Here is an 18,205-nt window from a genome sequence, read left to right on the forward strand (position 1 = left end):
AATGCGGAGGATGGGCGAGTACCTCGGGCTCGTCGAACAGGCCGAGTACGACGACGCCCTCGAGTACGAACAGCAGGCCCCGGCACGTCCCGCGCCGGCGGTCCGTCAGGCTGCCCCGCAGCAGGTCGCGCCCCGCACCGTCACGGCCCTCGACGAGCGGCGTCAGCCGGGCATGTCGGTCGCCGACCTCGCCCGCATCGAGACCGTCACCCCGCGCACCTACAACGACGCCCGCACCATCGGCGAGTCGTTCCGCTCCGGGGTGCCGGTGATCATGAACCTGTCCGACATCGGCGACGACGACGCCAAGCGTCTCGTCGACTTCGCCGCCGGCCTGGTGTTCGCCGTCCACGGCACGATCAACCGCATCACGGCCAAGGTGTTCCTGCTCTCGCCCGAGGGCGTGCAGGTGTCGGACGAGGACCGTGCCCAGCTCGCCGCCGGCGGCTTCTACAACCAGAGCTGAGGTCCCGTGTCGCCGATCGGCACCATTCTCTACAACCTGATCTACCTGGCGATCATCTTCGTGATCGCCAGGTTCGTCGTGGACTGGGTCCAGTTGCTGGCCCGCCAGTGGCACCCGCGCGGGTTCGTCGCGGTCCTGTGCGAGGTCATCTTCTCGGTGACGGATCCGCCGCTGCGCGCGCTGCGCAAGGTCATCCCGTCCGTGCGTCTGGGCGGCGTCATGCTCGACGTCTCGGCGATGGTGCTGTTGCTCCTGTTGTTCATCGCCCAATCGCTGGTGCTGGTCATCTTTTGAGTGATCGTTGAGACTTGGGCACCATCCCACTGCCCGGTGCTTAAGATGAAGCGGTACCGTTGACGTCGGCCCCGAAGCTTTTTCACACAGACACATACGACTCCACACGCAGAGGTGACCAGATGGCGCTCACGCCCCAGGACATTCGCGACAAGCAGTTCACCGCCGTGCGCTTGCGCGACGGATACGACATGGGCGAGGTCGAGCAGTTCCTCGATGAGGTCGAGGTCGAGTTCGAGCGCCTCGTCAACGAGAACTCCGAGCTGAAGGCCAAGGTCGCCGAGCTGGAGGCCGCCGTCGAGCAGGCCTCGAAGGCCCAGCCCGCGCCGGTCGCCGCCGCCCCCGAGCCCGTCAAGGAGCCCGAGCCGGTCAAGGCCCCCGAGCCGACCCCGGCTCCGGCGCCCGCCGCTCCGCAGGAGCTGCGTGTCACCTCGACCGCCGAGGCGTCCACCGCCGCCGCGCGCCTGCTCGAGATCGCGTCCGCCAACGCCGACCAGCTCATGGATGCGGCGAAGGAGGAGGCCGACTCCATCATCGGCGAGGCCCGGGTCGAGGCCGAGCAGCTCTCCTCGGAGGCCCGTCGCAACGCCGACACCCTGCAGTACGAGTCGCGCAAGCGCGCCGAGCAGCTGGACATCGAGACCGAGCAGCGCCGCAAGGAGGTCATCTCCGACCTCGAGCGTGAGCGTCAGGAGCTGCAGGCCGAGATCGATCACCTGCGTGCCTACGAGCGCGAGTACCGCGCCCGCCTGAAGGCGTACTTCCAGGACCAGCTGGCCCAGCTGGAGGGCAGCGCCCCGGTCGCCCCGAAGCAGGGCACGGCGCTCGACGGCGGGTCCGAGTGACCCACGCGCCCGTCGCGTAACGAGTCGTAGAAGACGGCGCCCCACCCCTTGCGGGGTGGGGCGCCGTTGTTCGTGCGCGGGAGGCGCTCAGGCCTTGCTGAGGCTGACCGCCAGGCCGAGGTCCTCGTCGCGGACGTCTCCGCCGGACCCGGCCTCGAACGACACCGCGAGCACCTCGTCGGCGATGCTGGCGCCGTGCTCGCGCAGCGCGTCGGCCGTCTCGCCCTCGGCGGCCCACGTCAGCACGATGCGGTCGGTGATCTCCAGGCCGGCGGCCTTGCGGGCCTCCTGGATCACCCGGACGGCCTCGCGAGCCAGGCCTGCCCGGCGCAGTTCGTCGTCGATCGCGAGATCGAGCGCGACGGTCTCGCCCTGCTCGTTGACGACCGACCAGCCCTCGCGCGGGCGCTCGGTGATGATGACGTCGTCCGCCTCGACCTGCCACGACGCGCCGCCGTCGCCCGTGACCGTGGCGGTTCCGGACTCGAGCTGCGTGGCGAGGTCGGCGGCGTGGGCCGCGGCGATCGCCTGCGCGACGACCGGGGTCTGCTTGCCGTGGCGCTTGCCGAGCTGGCGGAAGTTGGCCTTGGCCGAGTACTCCACCAGGTCGGCGCCGGCGTCGGCGAGCGAGCCGAGCTCGAGGATGTTGAGCTCCTCGCACACCTCGGCCCGCAGCGCGTCGCCGAGGTTGTCGTAGTGGGCCGAGCCGATCAGGGCGCGGCGCAGCGGCTGGCGCGTGCGCACCTTGGCCTCGGCGCGGGCGGCCCGGCCGAGCTCGGTGACGCGCCGGGCGAGGCTGACCCGCTGGGCCAGCCCCTCGACCAGGAGCGACTCGTCGACCTCGGGCCAGGTGGCCAGGTGCACCGACGACGCCGCGTCGGGCGTGACCGGCACGATGACGTCCTGCCACACGCGCTCGGTGACGAACGGCACGAGCGGCGCCATGAGGCGCGTGACGACGTCGAGCACCTCGTGCAGGGTCGCCAGGGCCGCCGCGTCGCCGCGCCAGAAGCGCTTGCGCGAGCGGCGGACGTACCAGTTGGAGAGCTCGTCGACGAAGGTCGCCAGGACGGCGCCGGCACGCTGGGTGTCGAAGTCCTCGAGCGCTGCGGTGACCTCGCGGACGAGGTCCTGGGTCTTGGACAGCAGCCAGCGGTCGAGCACGGCACGCTCGGCCGGCGGCGGGACGGTGCTCTCGGCGGGGCTCCAGTCGGCGGCCCGGGCGTAGAGGACGTGGAACGCGACGGTGTTCCAGTACGTCAGCAGCACCTTGCGCACGATCTCGGTCAGCGCGTTGTGGCCGATGCGCCGGGCGGACCACGGCGAGCCGGAGGCGGCCATGAACCAGCGCAGCGCGTCGGCGCCGTGCTCGTCCATGAGGGGCATGGGCAGCAGGATGTTGCCCAGGTGCTTGCTCATCTTGCGGCCGTCCTCGGCCAGGATGTGGCCCAGGCAGACGACGTTCTCGTAGCTCGACTCGTCGAACACGAGCGTGCCGACGGCCATGAGCGAGTAGAACCAGCCGCGGGTCTGGTCGATGGCCTCGCAGATGTACTGCGCCGGGTAGGCCCGCTCGAACTTCTCCTTCGAGCCCTCGACGTGGGGGTAGCCCCACTGCGCGAAGGGCATCGAGCCGGAGTCGAACCAGGCGTCGATGACCTCGGGCACGCGCCGGTAGGTGCCCGGCTCGCCCTCGACCGTGAAGGTGACGTCGTCGATGAACGGCCGGTGCGGGTCGAGCCCCGACTGGTCGGTGCCCGTCAGCTCCGAGAGGTGGGCCAGCGACTCGACGCAGACGACCTTCGACGGGTCGGCGTCGTTGCGCCAGATCGGCAGGGGAGTGCCCCAGAACCGGTTGCGCGACAGCGACCAGTCGATGTTGTTCTCGAGCCAGTCGCCGTAGCGGCCGTGCTTGATCGTCTCGGGGTACCAGTTCGTCTGCTCGTTCTGGGCCAGCAGCTCGTCCTTGCGCGCCGTGGTGCGGATGTACCAGGCGGGCAGGGCGAAGTACATCAGCGGCGTGTGGCAGCGCCAGCAGTGCGGGTAGCTGTGCTCGTAGTCAAGCTTGCGGAACAGCAGGCCGCGGGCGTCGAGGTCGGCCACGAGGGTCGGGTCGGCCTCCTTGAAGAAGGCACCCCCGACGAGGTCGACGTCGGCCTCGAAGTGGCCGTCGGTCGTGATCGGGTTGACGACGGGCAGCCCGTACGCCTTGCAGACCGCCATGTCGTCGGCGCCGAAGGCGGGGGACTGGTGCACCAGGCCGGTGCCGTCGTCGGTGGTGACGTAGTCGCCCAGGACGACGAAGTGCGCGTCGGGGATCTCGACGAGGTCGAAGGGGCGGCGGTAGGTCCAGCGCTCCATGTCGCGGCCGGTGACGGTCTCGACGACCTTCCAGTCCTCACCGAGGGCGGTGGCGACCAGCGGCTCGGCGACGACGACGCGGTCGGCGCCGTTCGAGGCGACGACGTACGCGACGTCGGGGTGGACGGCGACGGCCGTGTTGGACACGAGGGTCCACGGGGTCGTGGTCCAGACCAGCAGGTCGGTGCCCTCCCACGGACCGGACGTCAGCGGGAACCGGACGTAGACCGACGGGTCGACGACGGTCTCGTAGCCCTGCGCCAGCTCGTGGTCGGACAGGGTCGTGCCGCAGCGCGGGCAGTAGGGCGCGACGCGGTAGTCCTCGACCAGCAGGCCCTTGCCGTGGATCTGCGACAGCGCCCACCAGACGCTCTCGACGTAGGAGGCGTCCATCGTGCGGTAGGGGTGGGCCATGTCGGTCCAGTAGCCCATCCGCTCGGTCATGTCCTCGAAGACGTCGACGTTGCGCAGCACGGACTCGCGGCACTTCGCGTTGAACTCCGCGATGCCGTAGGCCTCGATGTCGGGCTTGCCGTTGAAGCCCAGCTCCTTCTCGACCGCGATCTCGACGGGCAGGCCGTGGCAGTCCCAGCCGGCCTTGCGCTCGACGTGGTAGCCCTGCATCGTCTTGAAGCGCGGGAAGACGTCCTTGAAGACGCGCGCCTCGACGTGGTGGGTGCCCGGCACGCCGTTGGCGGTGGGCGGACCCTCGTAGAACGTCCAGCGCGGCGCGTCCGCCGGGGTGTCGAGGCTGGCCGCGAAGGTGCCCCGCTCGGACCAGAGATCGAGGATCTCGCGCTCCATGGCCGGCAGGTCGACATGGGCGGGTACCGGGCGGTAGCGCAGCGGTTCCCCGGCAGTGCCGGAGAGGGCGGTCGCAGGCTGCGCTGCGGGGGCGTTCGGGGCGTCCTGACTCACCCGGCCGATTCTACGGTGGGGCGACTTGCACCGGCCCCGTGGTCGGTCTACTGTCCCGGGCATGCCCAAGACCACGTTGGCCGTTCGCGCGGACGAGACCCCCTGGACCGACGCCGAGGCCGCCGCCGTGCGCGAGGAGCTCATCTCCGACCTCGTCCGGCTCAAGGCCGAGCTCGTCGACTCCGCCAAGGATCTGCAGGACATTCTGGCCGGGGGTGTCGACGGCGCGGGCAACGACCAGGCCGACGTCGGCTCCAACAGCCTCGAGCGCGACGCCGAGCTCTCGCTCGCCGCCAACCAGCGCGAGCTGCTGCTCCAGACCGAGAAGGCGCTCGGCCGCCTCGACGACGGCACCTACGGCGTGTGCGAGCAGTGCGGCGAGCCGATCGGCAAGATGCGCCTGACGGCGTTCCCGCGGGCCACGCTGTGCATGGACTGCAAGCGCCGCGAGGAGCGTCGCTGACCGCCGTGACCCCGTCCACGGACCCGTCCGCCGGCCCCGTCGGCCGCCGCCGGGTCGGTCTGTTCGCCCTCGTGGCGACGGCCGTCGTCGTCATCGACCAGCTCACCAAGTGGTGGGCGGTCGAGCGGCTCGACGGGCACGACCCGATCGAGGTCCTCGGCGACCTGCTGCAGCTGCGGTTCGTGCTCAACCCCGGGGCCGCGCTCGGCACCGGCGCCGGCTACACGATCGTGCTCAGCCTGATCGCCGTCGCGGTCACCGTCACCTTGATCGTCATCGCCCCGCGACTGCGCGACACGTGGTGGGCGGTGGGGCTGGGGCTCTTCCTCGGGGGAGCGGTCGGTAACCTGACAGACCGGCTCTTCCGCGAACCGTCCTTCCTGCGTGGTCACGTCGTCGACTTCATCGACTACGCCGGGTTCTTCGTCGGAAACGTGGCCGACATCGCCCTCACCGTGGCGGCGGTCGTCATCATCTGGCGCTCGTGGCGCGGTCACCGCTTCGACGGAACGAGAGAACCATCGTGACCACCGACGACCCCACCGAGGTCCGCACCGTCCACATCCCGGAGGCGCTGGCCGGCGAGCGGGTCGACATCGCCTTGGCCCGGCTGTTCGGGGTGTCGCGCACCCGCGCCGGCGACCTCGTCGCCGACGGGCTGGTGCTGCTCGACGGCGCCCGCCCGATCAAGTCCGAGCGAGTCGAGCTCGGCGCGCTGCTGGAGGCCACCATCCCCGCGCCGCGGCAGGCCGTCGTGGTGGCCACCGAGGTCGACGGCATGTCGATCGTGCACGAGGACGACGAGATCGTCGTCGTCGACAAGCCGGTCGGCGTCGCGGCCCACCCGGGGGTGGGCTGGACCGGTCCGACCGTCTCGGGCCACCTGGCCGGCGTGGGCGTGCGGATCTCCACCAGCGGCGCCCCCGAGCGCCAGGGCATCGTGCAGCGCCTCGACGTCGGCACCAGCGGCCTGATGGTCGTGGCGAAGTCCGAGCGGGCGTACACCGTGCTCAAGCAGGCGTTCCGCGACCGGACGGTCGACAAGACCTACCACGCGCTCGTGCAGGGCCACCCCGATCCGCACACCGGCACGATCGACGCGCCGATCGCCCGGCACCCCAAGCACGACTTCAAGTTCACGGTGCGCGCCGACGGCCGCGCCAGCGTCACGCACTACGACACGCTCGAGGCGCACCGGTTCGCCTCCCTGCTCGACATCAAGCTCGAGACGGGCCGCACGCACCAGATCCGCGTGCACATGGCCGCCATCAAGCACCCGTGCGTCGGCGACCCGCTCTACGGGGCCGATCCGGTCCTGGCCAAGCGCGTCGGCCTCGAGCGGCAGTGGCTGCACGCCGTCCGGCTGGGCTTCATCCACCCGGGCTCGGGCGAGCCCGTCGAGTACGAGTCGCCGTACCCCGCCGACCTCCAGCACGCCCTCGACCTCATCCGCGACCTCGACTGACCTGCGGGAAGCGCTGGCAGTGACGTTTGCGGGGTCGACACGCCGGTGACGACCCCGGAAACGTCACGCTCAGCGATTCGGGTGTGGACAGGCGATCAGCCAGCCGGTGGGCGGGCCACGCTTGCCGGTCATGGAGCCGATCTTCGCGACCTCGAGAACCGCGGCCCTGAGCAGCCGTGCGACCCCGGACGAGCTGCGCGGTCCGGGGTGGGAGCAGCGGGCTCACGGGCTGTGGCGGCCGGCCGGCATGGCCGTGGCGGCTGCAGACGGACGCGTCGCTGACGCGGTCGCGCTGATGACCGACGGCTGCGTCCTCGGTGGCTGGGCCTCGCTCCGCCTCCAGGGGAACGAGGGGTTCGACGGCGGCGGCGACGTCCCGCGTCCGGCGCTCGTGCACTGCGCGGCCGGGACCCAGCTGCGGCGCCGCGAGGCGGTGGAGCCATGCCGGTCGCGGGTCTGGGACCACGAGGTCACCGAGCTCGCAGGCGTTCCCGTGACGACGCTGGCCCGCGCCACGTATGACGAGATGCGTCTCGCGCCCTCGGTGCGTGCCGCCGTGGTCGCCCTGGACACGGCAGTCAGCCGTGTCCGGGGCACGGCACGCACGTCGCTGCAGGCGTTGCAGCAGGTCATCGACTCGCACCGCAAGACGCGTGGCATCGTCCGGGCCAAGCGGGCATTGGTGCTCGGGTCCGAGCGCAGCGCGAGCGTCCTCGAGACTCGCACGCGGCTGGTGGCCGAGCTCGACGCGGACCTCACGGGGTTGCTCGTCAACGCCCCCGTGTTCGACCGCGCCGGGACCCTGCTCGGCGTCGCAGACCTCCTCGACCGGCAGACCGGGCTGGTGGTCGAGACCGACGGCACCCAGCATCGCGAGGCCACCCAGCACACCGACGACAACGTCCGGGAGGAGAGGTTCGAGCGAGCGGGGCTCGTCGTGGTCCGGGTGACGGCACTCGACCATCGCGACGTCCCGGGCCTCGTGCGGCGCCTCCGGCTCGGTCAGCGCGACGCCCGCATGTCCCGGCGTCGCGACTGGACGCTCGAGCAGCCGGCATGGTTCGCCTCGTGGGCGCCGGGGAAGCGCTGGCAGTGACGTTTCCGGGGTTGGAACCGGCGTGTCGACCCCGGAAACGTCACTGTCAGCGCTCTGGCACCATGGGCGCATGAGCCCTGTCGTGCGCCAGTCGGAGAAGTTGAGGGATGTCCTGTACGACATCCGCGGCCCCGTCAGCGCGCGAGCCGCCCAACTGGAGGCCGAGGGACACCGGATCCTCAAGCTCAACATCGGCAACCCGCAGCCGTTCGGGTTCGACGCACCGGCCGAGATCCTGCAGGACGTCATCGCCGGACTGCCGACCGCGCAGGGCTACTCCGACTCCCGCGGCATCCAGTCCGCGCGCCGTGCCGTCGTGCACCACTACCAGCTGCAGGAGGGCTTCCCGGCCCTCGACATCGACGACGTCTGGCTCGGCAACGGCGTCAGCGAGCTGATCCAGGTGGCGCTGCAGGCGCTGCTCGACAACGGCGACGAGGTGCTGATCCCCGCGCCGGACTACCCGCTGTGGACCGCGGTCACGAACCTCGCCGGCGGCCGCCCCGTGCACTACCTGTGCGACGAGGACAACGACTGGAACCCGAACCTCGAGGACCTCGAGTCGAAGATCACCGACCGCACCAAGGTCATCGTCGTCATCAACCCGAACAACCCCACCGGCGCGGTCTACAGCCGCGAGACGCTGACGGCGATCGCCGACCTCGCGCGCAAGCACGACCTGGTCCTCATGTCCGACGAGATCTACGACAAGATCCTCTACGACGACGCCGTGCACATCCCGTTGGCCACCATCGCGCCGGACGTGCTGACCCTGACCTTCAACGGCCTGTCCAAGGCCTACCGGGTGTGCGGCTACCGCGCCGGCTGGCTGGTCGTGACCGGTCCGCTCGAGCGGGCCCAGGACTACCTCGAGGGCATCACCCTGCTGGCCTCGATGCGACTGTGCCCCAACGTGCCGGCCCAGAACGCGATCCAGGTGGCGCTCGGCGGCTACCAGTCGATCAAGGAGCTCATCCTGCCGGGCGGACGCCTGCTCGAGCAGCGCGACACCGCCGTCAACGAGCTGCGGAAGATCCCCGGGGTCAGCGTCGTGGCGCCGCGAGGCGCGCTCTACGCGTTTCCGCGACTCGATCCCGAGGTGCACCCCATCAAGGACGACCAGCAGCTCGTGCTGGACCTGCTGATGAGCGAGAAGATCCTGCTGACGCAGGGCACGGGCTTCAACTGGCCCGATCCGGACCACCTGCGCATCGTGACCCTGCCGTGGTCGCGCGACCTCGCCGAGGCCATCCAGCGGATGGGCAACTTCCTCAGCACCTACCGCCAGGCCTGACCCCGCGGCTCACTCGGCCCGGAACGTCCGCCGCACCTCCCGGGCCCCGCGCTCGTCCAGCTCGCGAAGCTGGGTGGCGATCTCCGAGCTCGCCTTGCGGGCGTGGTGGAGGTCCTCGCGGATCTCCTCGAAGTGCTGGTTCCAGGTGCGCTGGAAGCCGTTCATGCTGCCCTGGACCTCGTCCTCGGGTGTCATGCGGCCCGCACGGATCGACAGCCGGATGTCGGGCAGCCGCTGGCCGGCCTCGTTGAGGGCGCGGGCGCACTCCTGCAGCTCCTCACCGACCGTGGCGATGTCGTCGGGTCGCGAGAGTCGCAGTGGGTCGGGGGCGGCATCACCACTGGTGATCGGAGCGGCCGACGCGAGGAGGGTCTTCTCGTGGCGGGGGAGCTTCTCGACGAGCTGGTTGTCCACACGGTTGACCTGGCGCATCGCCTCGACGAGGTCCTCGATGATGGCGTGGACGCTCTGGCGGTAGCGGTCGGCGGCCTGCTCGACCCTGCCGTTCATCATCATCGCCACCGCGCCGTGCCGGTCGGTGAACTCCAGGCCCGCCAGGCGGCGCAGAGGACCCTCGAACTGGTCCAGGACCTGCTGGTCCATGGCCTTGATCAGCTGGCCGGCCTCGGTCGGGGGCTCGATGTCGCGACGCTCGTCGTGGCCGTCGCCGTCGTGGTGGTCGCGGTCGTCCCGGTCGTCGTGGCCGCGCTTGCCGTCGCGCTCGCGCTCGGCCCGACGGCGCTCGCGCTCGCGTTCGCGCTCGGCCCGGCGCTCGGCGCGCTCGCGCTCGGCCCGCTCGGCCGCCTCGTTGATCGCGTCGATCTCGGTGCGCAGCTCCTGCCGCGCCTGGCGCCACCGCCGACGCGTCTCCTCCAGCGTGCCGTGCGCGTCGGTGAGCAGGTCGGCCTGGCGGCGGACCAGCTCGGAGAGGTCGGACAGCTGCTGGGAGTCGGCCTCGAGGACCTGCCCCAGCGTGCCCGCGACCCGCGACATCGCCCGCACCGTGGGGCCCCGGGTCTCCTTCGGCGCGTCCGCCTGCCGCAGCCGCTTGCTGACGTCGGTGATCTCGGAGACGAGGTCCTGGAGGCGGTCGGCGGCGGTGCGCAACCGGTCGGGATCGCCCGGCACCTGGATCGCGTCCGGATGGAACCTGGTCACCAGCTGCACGTCAACGGCCATGTCGTCTTCCCCCCGAGCCTCGGATTTTGCTGGCACCTTCCTACCACCGATGCGCCGTGCTCGGCAGCACCGATCCCGTCCGGCGGCCGGTTCGTCGCCCGCAGGGACTTATTTCTGTCGGTGCCCTGCCCCATGATCGAGGGATGAGCGACATGATCCGCGCGACCGGACTGGTCAAGCGCTATGGCGACGTCGTGGCCCTCGGCGGCCTCGACCTGACGGTGCCCGAGGGCACCGTCCTGGGACTGCTCGGGCCCAATGGTGCGGGAAAGACCACGGCGGTCCGCATCCTCACGACCTTGTTGGCACCGGACGAGGGGCAGGCCACGGTGGCCGGCGTCGACGTCCTCAAGGACCCCGACGGGGTGCGCAGACGCATCGGCCTGTCGGGGCAGTACGCGGCGGTGGACGAGTACCTCACCGGCTACGAGAACCTCGAGATGGTCGGGCGGCTCTACGGCATGCGGGCCAAGGACGCCGGCGCCCGCGCGCGCGAGCTGCTCGAGCGGTTCGGGCTCTCCGACGCGGCCGACCGGCCGTCGAAGACGTACTCCGGCGGCATGCGGCGCCGACTCGACCTCGCGGGTGCGCTCGTGGCCGAGCCGCCCGTGATCGTGCTCGACGAGCCCACCACCGGGCTCGACCCGCGCAGTCGCCAGCAGATGTGGGAAGTCATCTCCGACCTCGTCGCCTCGGGGGCGACGGTGCTGCTGACCACGCAGTACCTCGAGGAGGCCGACCTGCTGGCCGACAACATCATCGTGATCGACCGCGGCACGGCCATCGCCGAGGGCACGGCCGACCAGCTCAAGGCCCAGGTCGGCGGCGAGCGGATCGAGGCCGTGGTGGTCGACCCCGCCCACGCGCCCCGCGTCCGTGAGTTCATGGCCGAGGTCGCCAAGGGCGAGGTCAGCGTGAACGACCGATCCCTCTCGGCCGCCGTCAGCGGCTCGGGCGCCGACGACCTCATGCAGGTGCTCGGCAACGTGCGTGCCGCCGGCATCGACGTGCTCGACATCGGCCTGCGCCGACCCACGCTCGACGACGTGTTCCTGTCCCTGACCGGGCACGAGGCCGAGGACGAAGCGAACCAGGAGGTGGCCCGATGATCGCCACGACCGAGCGCAGCGCCCCGATGCGGGTGCTCAGCGACGGATGGGTGTGCGCCAAGCGCAACCTCATCAAGATCAAGCGCGTCCCCGAGATCATGGTGTTCGTCCTGCTCTCGCCGATCATGTTCGTGCTGCTGTTCGCGTACGTGTTCGGCGGGGCGATCGACGCCGGACCGGGGCTGGACTACAAGGAGTTCCTGATCGGCGGCATCTTCGCCCAGACGGTCGTGTTCGGCGCCACGTTCTCGGGCGCGGCGATGGCCGAGGACATGCAGAAGGGCTTCATCGACCGGTTCCGCTCGCTGCCGATGGCGCGCTCGGCCGTGCTCATCGGGCGCACCGGCGCCGACGTGGTCTACAACGTGCTGTCCCTGATCATCATGGCCCTCACCGGCCTGCTGGTCGGGTGGCGTGCGCACCACGGCATCCCCAAGATGCTCGGAGCGTTCGCGCTGCTGCTGGTCTTCGCCTACGCGGTCAGCTGGATCATGGCGTGGGTCGGGCTCATGGTGCCCAGCGTCGACGTCATCAACAACGCGTCGTTCATGGTGATCATGCCGCTGACGTTCGTCTCGAACGCCTTCGTGCCCACCGAGTCGTTCCCGAGCTTCCTGCAGCGCTTCGTCGAGTGGAACCCGGTCTCGGCGGTCACCCAGGCGGTGCGCGACCTGTTCGGCAACGTCCCCGACGGCACCCCGGCTCCCGACGTCTGGAGCCTGCAGCACCCGGTGATCTACACGCTGATCTGGATCGTGATCATCCTGGCGGTCTTCGTGCCGCTGTCCGTGCGGGCCTACCAGCGGGCCAGCAGCAAGTAGCGCACGGGGAGGGACTCCGGCCCGGGCGTGCCGACCACACGGTCACGGAGCGCTCACGTAGGCTGGAGTCCTTCCCCGATCCCTCGGCCGCCCGGCTCCCCAGGCGGCCCGAACACCTCTCCCCGGACCGGGATTGACGACGTAGCGGAGGCCGACGGCGACCATGGCGAGTGATTCGAGCTTCGTGCACCTGCACGTCCACACGGAGTACTCGATGCTCGACGGACACTCCCTGCTGGGCGGCCTGTTCGAACGCACGGCCGAGCAGCAGATGCCGGCGATCGCCATGACCGACCACGGCAACGTGCACGGCGCCTACGACTTCTGGAACACCGCCAAGAAGCACGGGGTCAAGCCGATCATCGGTCTCGAGGCGTACCTCACGCCGGGCACGCACCGCAGCGAGAAGAAGCGGGTGCGCTGGGGTCGCGGCAACGCCGCCGAGGAGGGCGGCGACGACGTGGCCGGCGGTGGCGCCTACACCCACATGACGATGTGGGCGTCCACCACCGAGGGCATGCACAACCTCTTCCGGCTGTCGTCGCTGTCGAGCCTCGAGGGCTACTACTACAAGCCGCGCGCCGATCGCGAGCTGCTGGAGCAGTACTCCACCGGCCTGATCGCCACCACCGGCTGCCCCTCGGGTGCGGTCCAGACCCGGCTGCGCCTGGGCCAGTACGAGGACGCGCGCCGCGAGGCCGCCGAGCTGCAGGAGATCTTCGGCAAGGAGAACTTCTTCCTCGAGTTGATGGACCACGACATCACGGTCGAGCGCCGGGTCCGCGACGACCTGTTGAAGCTCGGTCGCGAGCTGGGCATCCCGCCGGTGGCCACCAACGACTCGCACTACACCCACCCGCAGGACGCGGCGGCGCACGACGCGCTGATCTGCGTCGCCTCGGGCAAGCGCATCAGCGACGAGAAGCGCCTGCGCTTCGACGGGGGCGGGTACTACATCAAGTCCGCCGCCGAGATGCGCTCGCTGTGGGAGGACAAGCACGGCATGAAGGAGGCGTGTGACAACACGCTGCTCATCGCCGAGCGCTGCGACGTCGAGTTCACCGAGTCCACCGGCGGATACATGGCCCGGGCCGACATCCCCGAGGGCGAGACCGAGGAGTCCTGGTTCCGCCAGGAGGTCTGGCGGGGGATCGAGGCCCGCTACGGCGCCGACTTCGGCGACGACGTGCGCGACCGCACCGAGATGGAGCTCGAGGTCATCGCGCAGAAGGGGTACTGCGGCTACTACCTCGTGGTCGCCGACTTCATCAACTGGTCCAAGGACAACGGCATCCGGGTCGGCCCCGGGCGTGGCTCGGGCGCCGGCTCGATCGCGGCGTACGCGTTGCGCATCACCGACCTGTGCCCGCTGCAGAACGGCCTGATCTTCGAGCGCTTCCTCAACCCCGAGCGCCCCTCGATGCCCGACTTCGACATCGACTTCGACGAGCGTCGTCGTGGCGAGGTGATCCAGTACGTCACGCGCAAGTACGGCGCCGACAAGGTCGCCCAGATCGCCACGTTCGGCCGGCTCAAGTCCAAGGCCGCGATCAAGGACGCCAGCCGGATCCTGGACTACCCGTTCGCGATGGGCGACAAGATCACCAAGGCGATGCCCGCCGACGTCATGGGCAAGGGCGTCAAGCTGGGCGAGATCTTCGACGAGTCCCACAGCCGCTACAACGACGGCAAGGACTTCCGCGACCTGCACGCCCAGGACCACGACGTGCGCAAGGTCTACGACATCGCGCTCGGCCTCGAGGGCCAGATCCGCAACTGGGGCGTGCACGCCGCCGGCGTGATCATGAGCAGCGACCCGCTGCTCGACATCGTCCCGATCATGAAGCGCGAGGCCGACGGCTCGGTCATCACCCAGTTCGACTACCCGATGTGCGAGTCGCTCGGCCTGGTCAAGATGGACTTCCTGGGCCTGCGCAACCTCACGGTCCTCAACGACGCGATCGAGAACATCAAGGCCAACCGCGACATCGACCTGGTGCTCGAGGACCTCACGTTCGACGACCCCGAGGCCTACGCGCTGCTGTGCCGTGGCGACACCCTGGGGGTGTTCCAGCTCGACTCGCCGCCGATCCGGCAGCTGCTCAAGCAGATGCAGCCGGACAACTTCGAGGACATCAGCGCCGTCATCGCGCTGTACCGGCCCGGCCCGATGGGCGCCGACAGCCACACGAACTACGCCAAGCGCAAGAACGGCCGCCAGGAGATCGACTACATCCATCCTGAGCTCACCGAGCCGCTCAAGCCGATCCTGGGCACGACCTACGGGTTGATCGTGTACCAGGAGCAGGTCATGGAGATCGCCCAGGTGCTGGCGGGCTACTCGCTGGGGCAGGCCGACAACCTGCGCCGCGCGATGGGCAAGAAGAAGCGCGAGGTGCTCCAGCAGGAGTTCGTCGGCTTCGAGGCGGGCATGGTCGAGCGCGGCTTCTCCAAGGACGCCGTCAAGACGCTGTGGGAGATCCTCGTCCCCTTCGCCGACTACGCCTTCAACAAGGCGCACTCGGCGTCCTACGGCGTCATCAGCTACTGGACGGCCTACCTCAAGGCGCGGTACCCCGCCGAGTACATGGCGGCGCTGCTCACCTCGGTCAAGGACGACAAGGACAAGTCGGCCCTCTACCTGGCCGAGTGCCGCCGTCTGGGCATCAAGGTGCTGCCGCCGGACGTCAACGACTCGGTGGCCAACTTCGCCTCGGTCGGCACCGACATCCGCTTCGGCCTCACCGCGGTGCGCAACGTCGGCTCCAACGTCGTCGCCGGGATCGTCGAGGCGCGCGAGACGAAGAGCGCGTTCACCGACTTCGCCGACTTCCTCGACAAGGTGCCCACGCAGGTCTGCAACAAGCGCGTCCTGGACTCGCTGATCAAGGCCGGCGCGTTCGACTCGCTCGGCCACGGCCGGCGGGCGCTGGCCTCCATCGCCGAGGAGGCCGTCGACCAGTACATCGACATCAAGCGCAACGCGGCGATCGGCCAGGACTCGCTGTTCGGCGCGTTCGAGGAGGAGTTCGACGGGCTCGGCATCACGGTGCCCGACATCGCCGACTGGGAGAAGACCCAGAAGCTCGCCTTCGAGCGCGACATGCTCGGCCTGTACGTCTCCGACCACCCCCTCGGCGGTCTCGAGCACGTGCTCGCGGCCAACTCCGACGCCTCGATCGGCACGCTGCTCGACGGCGACCGCCCCGACGGCGACGTCCTGAAGCTGTGCGGCCTGGTCACGAACGTGCAGCGCCGGATGAGCAAGAAGGGCGACACGTGGGCCACGATCACGCTCGAGGACCTCGAGGGATCGGTCGACATCGCGGTCTTCCCGGCGGCGTACAACCTCGCCGCGTCGGTCCTGACGCAGGACTCGCTGGTCGTGGCCAAGGTGCGGGTACGGCGCAACGACGAGGGCATGGACCTCTCGGCCAACGAGGTCACTCGGCCGGCGATCGGGGAAGGGCGCACGGACCAGCCGCTGGTCGTCAGCCTGGCCACCTCGCGCTGCACCCTCGACACGATCAACGCGTTCAAGCAGGTGCTGGGCGCCCATCCGGGCGTCACCGAGGTGCACCTGCGGCTCTCGGGCAACGGCAAGACCACGACCATGCGGCTCGACCAAGGACTTCGCGTCTCGACGACGTCGTCGCTGTTCGCCGACCTCAAGGAACTGCTCGGTCCGGGATGCCTCGCGTGACCCGCACGGCGTGGGCCTTCCTGGCGACCGCGGCCTCGGGCGTCCCGGCGGCGTTCGTGTGGTGGGCGTTCGCGCGGCCGTCCCAGTGGCTGGCCACCGAGAGCGGGCTCGTGCTCACCGAGGGCAACGCCCAGGGCCGCTTCCAGGTCGTCGCGGTGTTCACCCTCGTCGGACTGGCGCTGGGCCTGGTGGCCGGTGCCCTCGTCCAGCGCGCGACGCGCCCCTCGCGCTGGTCGACGGTCGTCGGACTGGTCGCGGCCACGGTCGCGGCGTCGCTGGTGTGCTGGCGGCTCGGCGTCTGGCTCGGCCCGCCGGCGCCCCAGGAGGCCACCGGCCTGGAGGTGGGCGACACCGTCCCGGCCATGCTCGCCGTCGACGCGGTCGTGCCGTTCCTGGTGTGGCCGCTCACCGCGGTCCTGGGCTACACGCTGGCGCTCTACCTCGGGTCGGACGGGGTCGACGAGCGCGACGAGGCCGACGCCGCGTCGACCGACGAGCTCAGCGAGCGATCCGGGCGGTGACCGCCCGGGTCTGGGCGATCAGGTCGGCCGGAGCCACCTCGAGGTCCAGGCCGCGCCGGCCGCCCGACACGAACACCGTGGAGTGCGTCAGGGCACTGGCGTCGACGACGGTGCGATGCTGGCGCTTCTGCCCGAACGGGCTGATCCCGCCCAGGACGTAGCCGGTGGCCCGCTGGGCGGCGGCCGCGTCGGCCAGCTGGGCGCGCTTGCCGTCCAACGCCGCGGCGGCCCGCTTGAGGTCGAGGCTGCCCGAGACGGGCACGACGGCCACGGCCAGCGTCCCGTCGACGTCGATCATGAGGGTCTTGAAGACCCGGGCGTGCTCCAGGTCGAGGGCGTCGGCCGCCTCGAGTCCGTAGGAGCGGGTGTGGGGGTCGTGGTCGTACGCATGGGCCGTCACGTCGATGCCGGCGCGGTGCAGCGCTACGAGTGCCGGCGTCGCCTCGCCGAGGTTCTTCTTCGCCACGTCGGTGAGGCTACCGCTCCTCGGGGTCCGCGCGCTCCAACACGGCGCGGACGGCCAGCCCCAGCAGCAGGGCCCAGAAGGCGGCTCCCACCGACAGCAGCGTGATCCCCGAGGCGGCGAACAGGAACGTCACGCCCGCGCTGGTGCGATGGGCCGGAGCGGACAGCGCTCCCTGCAGCGCGCCGACCAGCGCTCCGATCAGGGCCAGCCCGGCGACGGCCTCGATGATCCCGGCGGGGGCCGCCGCGGCGAGCGCGACCACCACGCCCGCGGCTCCGGCGATGACGAGGTACCCGACACCGGCGGTGACGGCGGCGATCCAGCGCCGCTCGCGGGGGCCGGCCTCGTCCCCGGCGGCCAGGGCGGCCGACAGCGCCGCGAGGTTCATCGAGTGCCCGCCGAACGGGGCGACGAGGGCGGTGCCCAGGCCCGTGGCCACCACGGAGGAGCGCCACGGCACGGCGAACCCGAAGCTGCGCAGCACCGCCGCGCCGGGCAGGTTCTGCGACGCCATCGTGACGACCGTCAGGGGGATCGCGATGCCCACGACCGCCGGCCACGTCCACGCCGGCGTCGTCCACTCCAGGGCGGGGACGAGTGCGGCGGTGTCGACGCTGTCACCCGACCGCCGTACCGACACGACGATCGCGGCGACGGCCGCCAGGAGCGCCACCGGCACCGCCCAGCGCGGCCGCACCCGGCTGGTCACCAGCCAGGCGGCGATCACGGGCGCGACGTAGCCGGGGGAGTCGGCCAGGGCCACGAACGGGGCCAGGCACAGCGGCAGCAGGATGCCCGCCAGCATGGCCTGCGCGATCTCCGCGGGGATCCGGGCGACCCAGGCGCCCAGCCACGGGACGGCGCCGATCAGCGCCAGCAGCAGCCCGGTGACGACGAACGCGCCCACCGCCGCCGGCCAGCCGCCCTCGACGCCGCCGGTCGAGACCAGCAGGGCGGCGCCGGGCGTGGACCACGCGAGGGTCACCGGCACCCGGTGTGCCAGGGCGAGCGCGATGATCAGCAGGCCGAACCCGACGGTCACGGCGAACAGTCCGCTGGCGGCCTGCGACTCCGTGGCGCCCACGGCGCGCAGCCCCGCGAGCACGACGGCGAACGACGAGGTGAAGCCCACCAGAGCGGTGACCACCCCGGCCGTGACGGGCGCGAGCCGGTCGTGGGTCGTGGGGGAGTGGGACACGCTGTG

At 70.8% G+C, this 18,205-nt stretch carries 16 protein-coding genes; 12 read left to right on the forward strand and 4 right to left on the reverse strand.

What is annotated here, in order from left to right; all coding sequences use genetic code 11:
- The first annotated feature begins 10 nt into the window (after positions 1–10).
- The 3 genes from AFL01nite_RS00570 to AFL01nite_RS00580 all read left to right on the forward strand — a co-directional run bounded on the left by AFL01nite_RS00570 (position 11) and on the right by AFL01nite_RS00580 (position 1,605).
- The gene (locus tag AFL01nite_RS00570; protein ID WP_371862802.1) at positions 11–466 is read left to right on the forward strand and encodes a cell division protein SepF; all 456 of its coding nucleotides are present in this window, start codon (positions 11–13) and stop codon (positions 464–466) included.
- 6 nt (positions 467–472) lie between these two features.
- Positions 473–760 carry a YggT family protein gene (locus tag AFL01nite_RS00575; RefSeq protein ID WP_146825149.1) on the forward strand — a complete coding sequence of 96 codons (288 nt, stop codon included), beginning with the start codon at positions 473–475 and terminating at the stop codon, positions 758–760.
- 122 nt (positions 761–882) lie between these two features.
- Positions 883–1,605: a DivIVA domain-containing protein gene (locus tag AFL01nite_RS00580; RefSeq protein ID WP_146825150.1), complete on the forward strand. Its 723-nt coding sequence runs from the start codon at positions 883–885 to the stop codon at positions 1,603–1,605.
- 87 nt (positions 1,606–1,692) lie between these two features.
- Here the strand turns inward: AFL01nite_RS00580 and ileS are convergent, their stop codons facing one another.
- Positions 1,693–4,812 carry an isoleucine--tRNA ligase gene (gene ileS / locus AFL01nite_RS00585; RefSeq protein ID WP_281285722.1) on the reverse strand — a complete coding sequence of 1,040 codons (3,120 nt, stop codon included), beginning with the start codon at positions 4,810–4,812 and terminating at the stop codon, positions 1,693–1,695.
- 133 nt (positions 4,813–4,945) lie between these two features.
- On the opposite strand from ileS, the gene AFL01nite_RS00590 reads away from it, so the two are divergent.
- The 5 genes from AFL01nite_RS00590 to AFL01nite_RS00610 all read left to right on the forward strand — a co-directional run bounded on the left by AFL01nite_RS00590 (position 4,946) and on the right by AFL01nite_RS00610 (position 9,202).
- Positions 4,946–5,347, forward strand: coding sequence for a TraR/DksA family transcriptional regulator (locus AFL01nite_RS00590; RefSeq protein ID WP_146825152.1), 402 nt, complete (start codon positions 4,946–4,948; stop codon positions 5,345–5,347).
- 5 nt (positions 5,348–5,352) lie between these two features.
- The gene (gene lspA / locus AFL01nite_RS00595; RefSeq protein ID WP_246119531.1) at positions 5,353–5,874 is read left to right on the forward strand and encodes a signal peptidase II; all 522 of its coding nucleotides are present in this window, start codon (positions 5,353–5,355) and stop codon (positions 5,872–5,874) included.
- Positions 5,871–6,812 carry an RluA family pseudouridine synthase gene (locus tag AFL01nite_RS00600; protein ID WP_146825153.1) on the forward strand — a complete coding sequence of 314 codons (942 nt, stop codon included), beginning with the start codon at positions 5,871–5,873 and terminating at the stop codon, positions 6,810–6,812. The genes lspA and AFL01nite_RS00600 overlap by 4 nt, the downstream gene beginning before the upstream one ends.
- 130 nt (positions 6,813–6,942) lie before the next feature.
- Positions 6,943–7,908: a DUF559 domain-containing protein gene (locus tag AFL01nite_RS00605; RefSeq protein WP_146825154.1), complete on the forward strand. Its 966-nt coding sequence runs from the start codon at positions 6,943–6,945 to the stop codon at positions 7,906–7,908.
- 70 nt (positions 7,909–7,978) lie between these two features.
- Positions 7,979–9,202 carry a pyridoxal phosphate-dependent aminotransferase gene (locus tag AFL01nite_RS00610; protein ID WP_146825155.1) on the forward strand — a complete coding sequence of 408 codons (1,224 nt, stop codon included), beginning with the start codon at positions 7,979–7,981 and terminating at the stop codon, positions 9,200–9,202.
- A 9-nt stretch (positions 9,203–9,211) separates the two neighbouring features.
- Here the strand turns inward: AFL01nite_RS00610 and AFL01nite_RS00615 are convergent, their stop codons facing one another.
- Positions 9,212–10,381, reverse strand: coding sequence for a hypothetical protein (locus AFL01nite_RS00615; protein WP_146825156.1), 1,170 nt, complete (start codon positions 10,379–10,381; stop codon positions 9,212–9,214).
- Between the two features lie 143 nt (positions 10,382–10,524).
- Between AFL01nite_RS00615 and AFL01nite_RS00620 the strand changes: the two genes are divergently transcribed.
- The 4 genes from AFL01nite_RS00620 (at position 10,525) to AFL01nite_RS00635 (ending at position 16,535) form a co-directional block, all read left to right on the forward strand.
- The gene (locus AFL01nite_RS00620) at positions 10,525–11,490 is read left to right on the forward strand and encodes an ATP-binding cassette domain-containing protein (protein ID WP_146825157.1); all 966 of its coding nucleotides are present in this window, start codon (positions 10,525–10,527) and stop codon (positions 11,488–11,490) included.
- Positions 11,487–12,311, forward strand: a complete 825-nt coding sequence (locus tag AFL01nite_RS00625; protein WP_146825158.1) for an ABC transporter permease — start codon at positions 11,487–11,489, stop codon at positions 12,309–12,311. Before AFL01nite_RS00620 ends, AFL01nite_RS00625 begins: the two co-directional genes overlap by 4 nt.
- Positions 12,312–12,474: 163 nt before the next feature.
- The gene (dnaE, locus tag AFL01nite_RS00630) at positions 12,475–16,014 is read left to right on the forward strand and encodes a DNA polymerase III subunit alpha (RefSeq protein ID WP_146825159.1); all 3,540 of its coding nucleotides are present in this window, start codon (positions 12,475–12,477) and stop codon (positions 16,012–16,014) included.
- Entirely contained in the window at positions 16,011–16,535 is a 525-nt protein-coding gene (locus AFL01nite_RS00635) for a hypothetical protein (protein ID WP_146825160.1), read from the forward strand. The genes dnaE and AFL01nite_RS00635 overlap by 4 nt, the downstream gene beginning before the upstream one ends.
- Here the strand turns inward: AFL01nite_RS00635 and ybaK are convergent.
- Both ybaK and AFL01nite_RS00645 read right to left on the reverse strand, forming a co-directional pair.
- A complete protein-coding gene (ybaK, locus tag AFL01nite_RS00640) occupies positions 16,513–17,001 on the reverse strand; it encodes a Cys-tRNA(Pro) deacylase (RefSeq protein WP_146825161.1) in 489 nt (162 codons plus the stop codon). The genes AFL01nite_RS00635 and ybaK overlap by 23 nt on opposite strands.
- A gap of 10 nt (positions 17,002–17,011) precedes the next feature.
- Positions 17,012–18,199: a benzoate/H(+) symporter BenE family transporter gene (locus AFL01nite_RS00645; protein WP_146825162.1), complete on the reverse strand. Its 1,188-nt coding sequence runs from the start codon at positions 18,197–18,199 to the stop codon at positions 17,012–17,014.
- Between the last annotated feature and the right edge of the window lie 6 nt (positions 18,200–18,205).

This window comes from Aeromicrobium flavum, from assembly GCF_007992115.1.
Classification (GTDB): domain Bacteria; phylum Actinomycetota; class Actinomycetes; order Propionibacteriales; family Nocardioidaceae; genus Aeromicrobium; species Aeromicrobium flavum.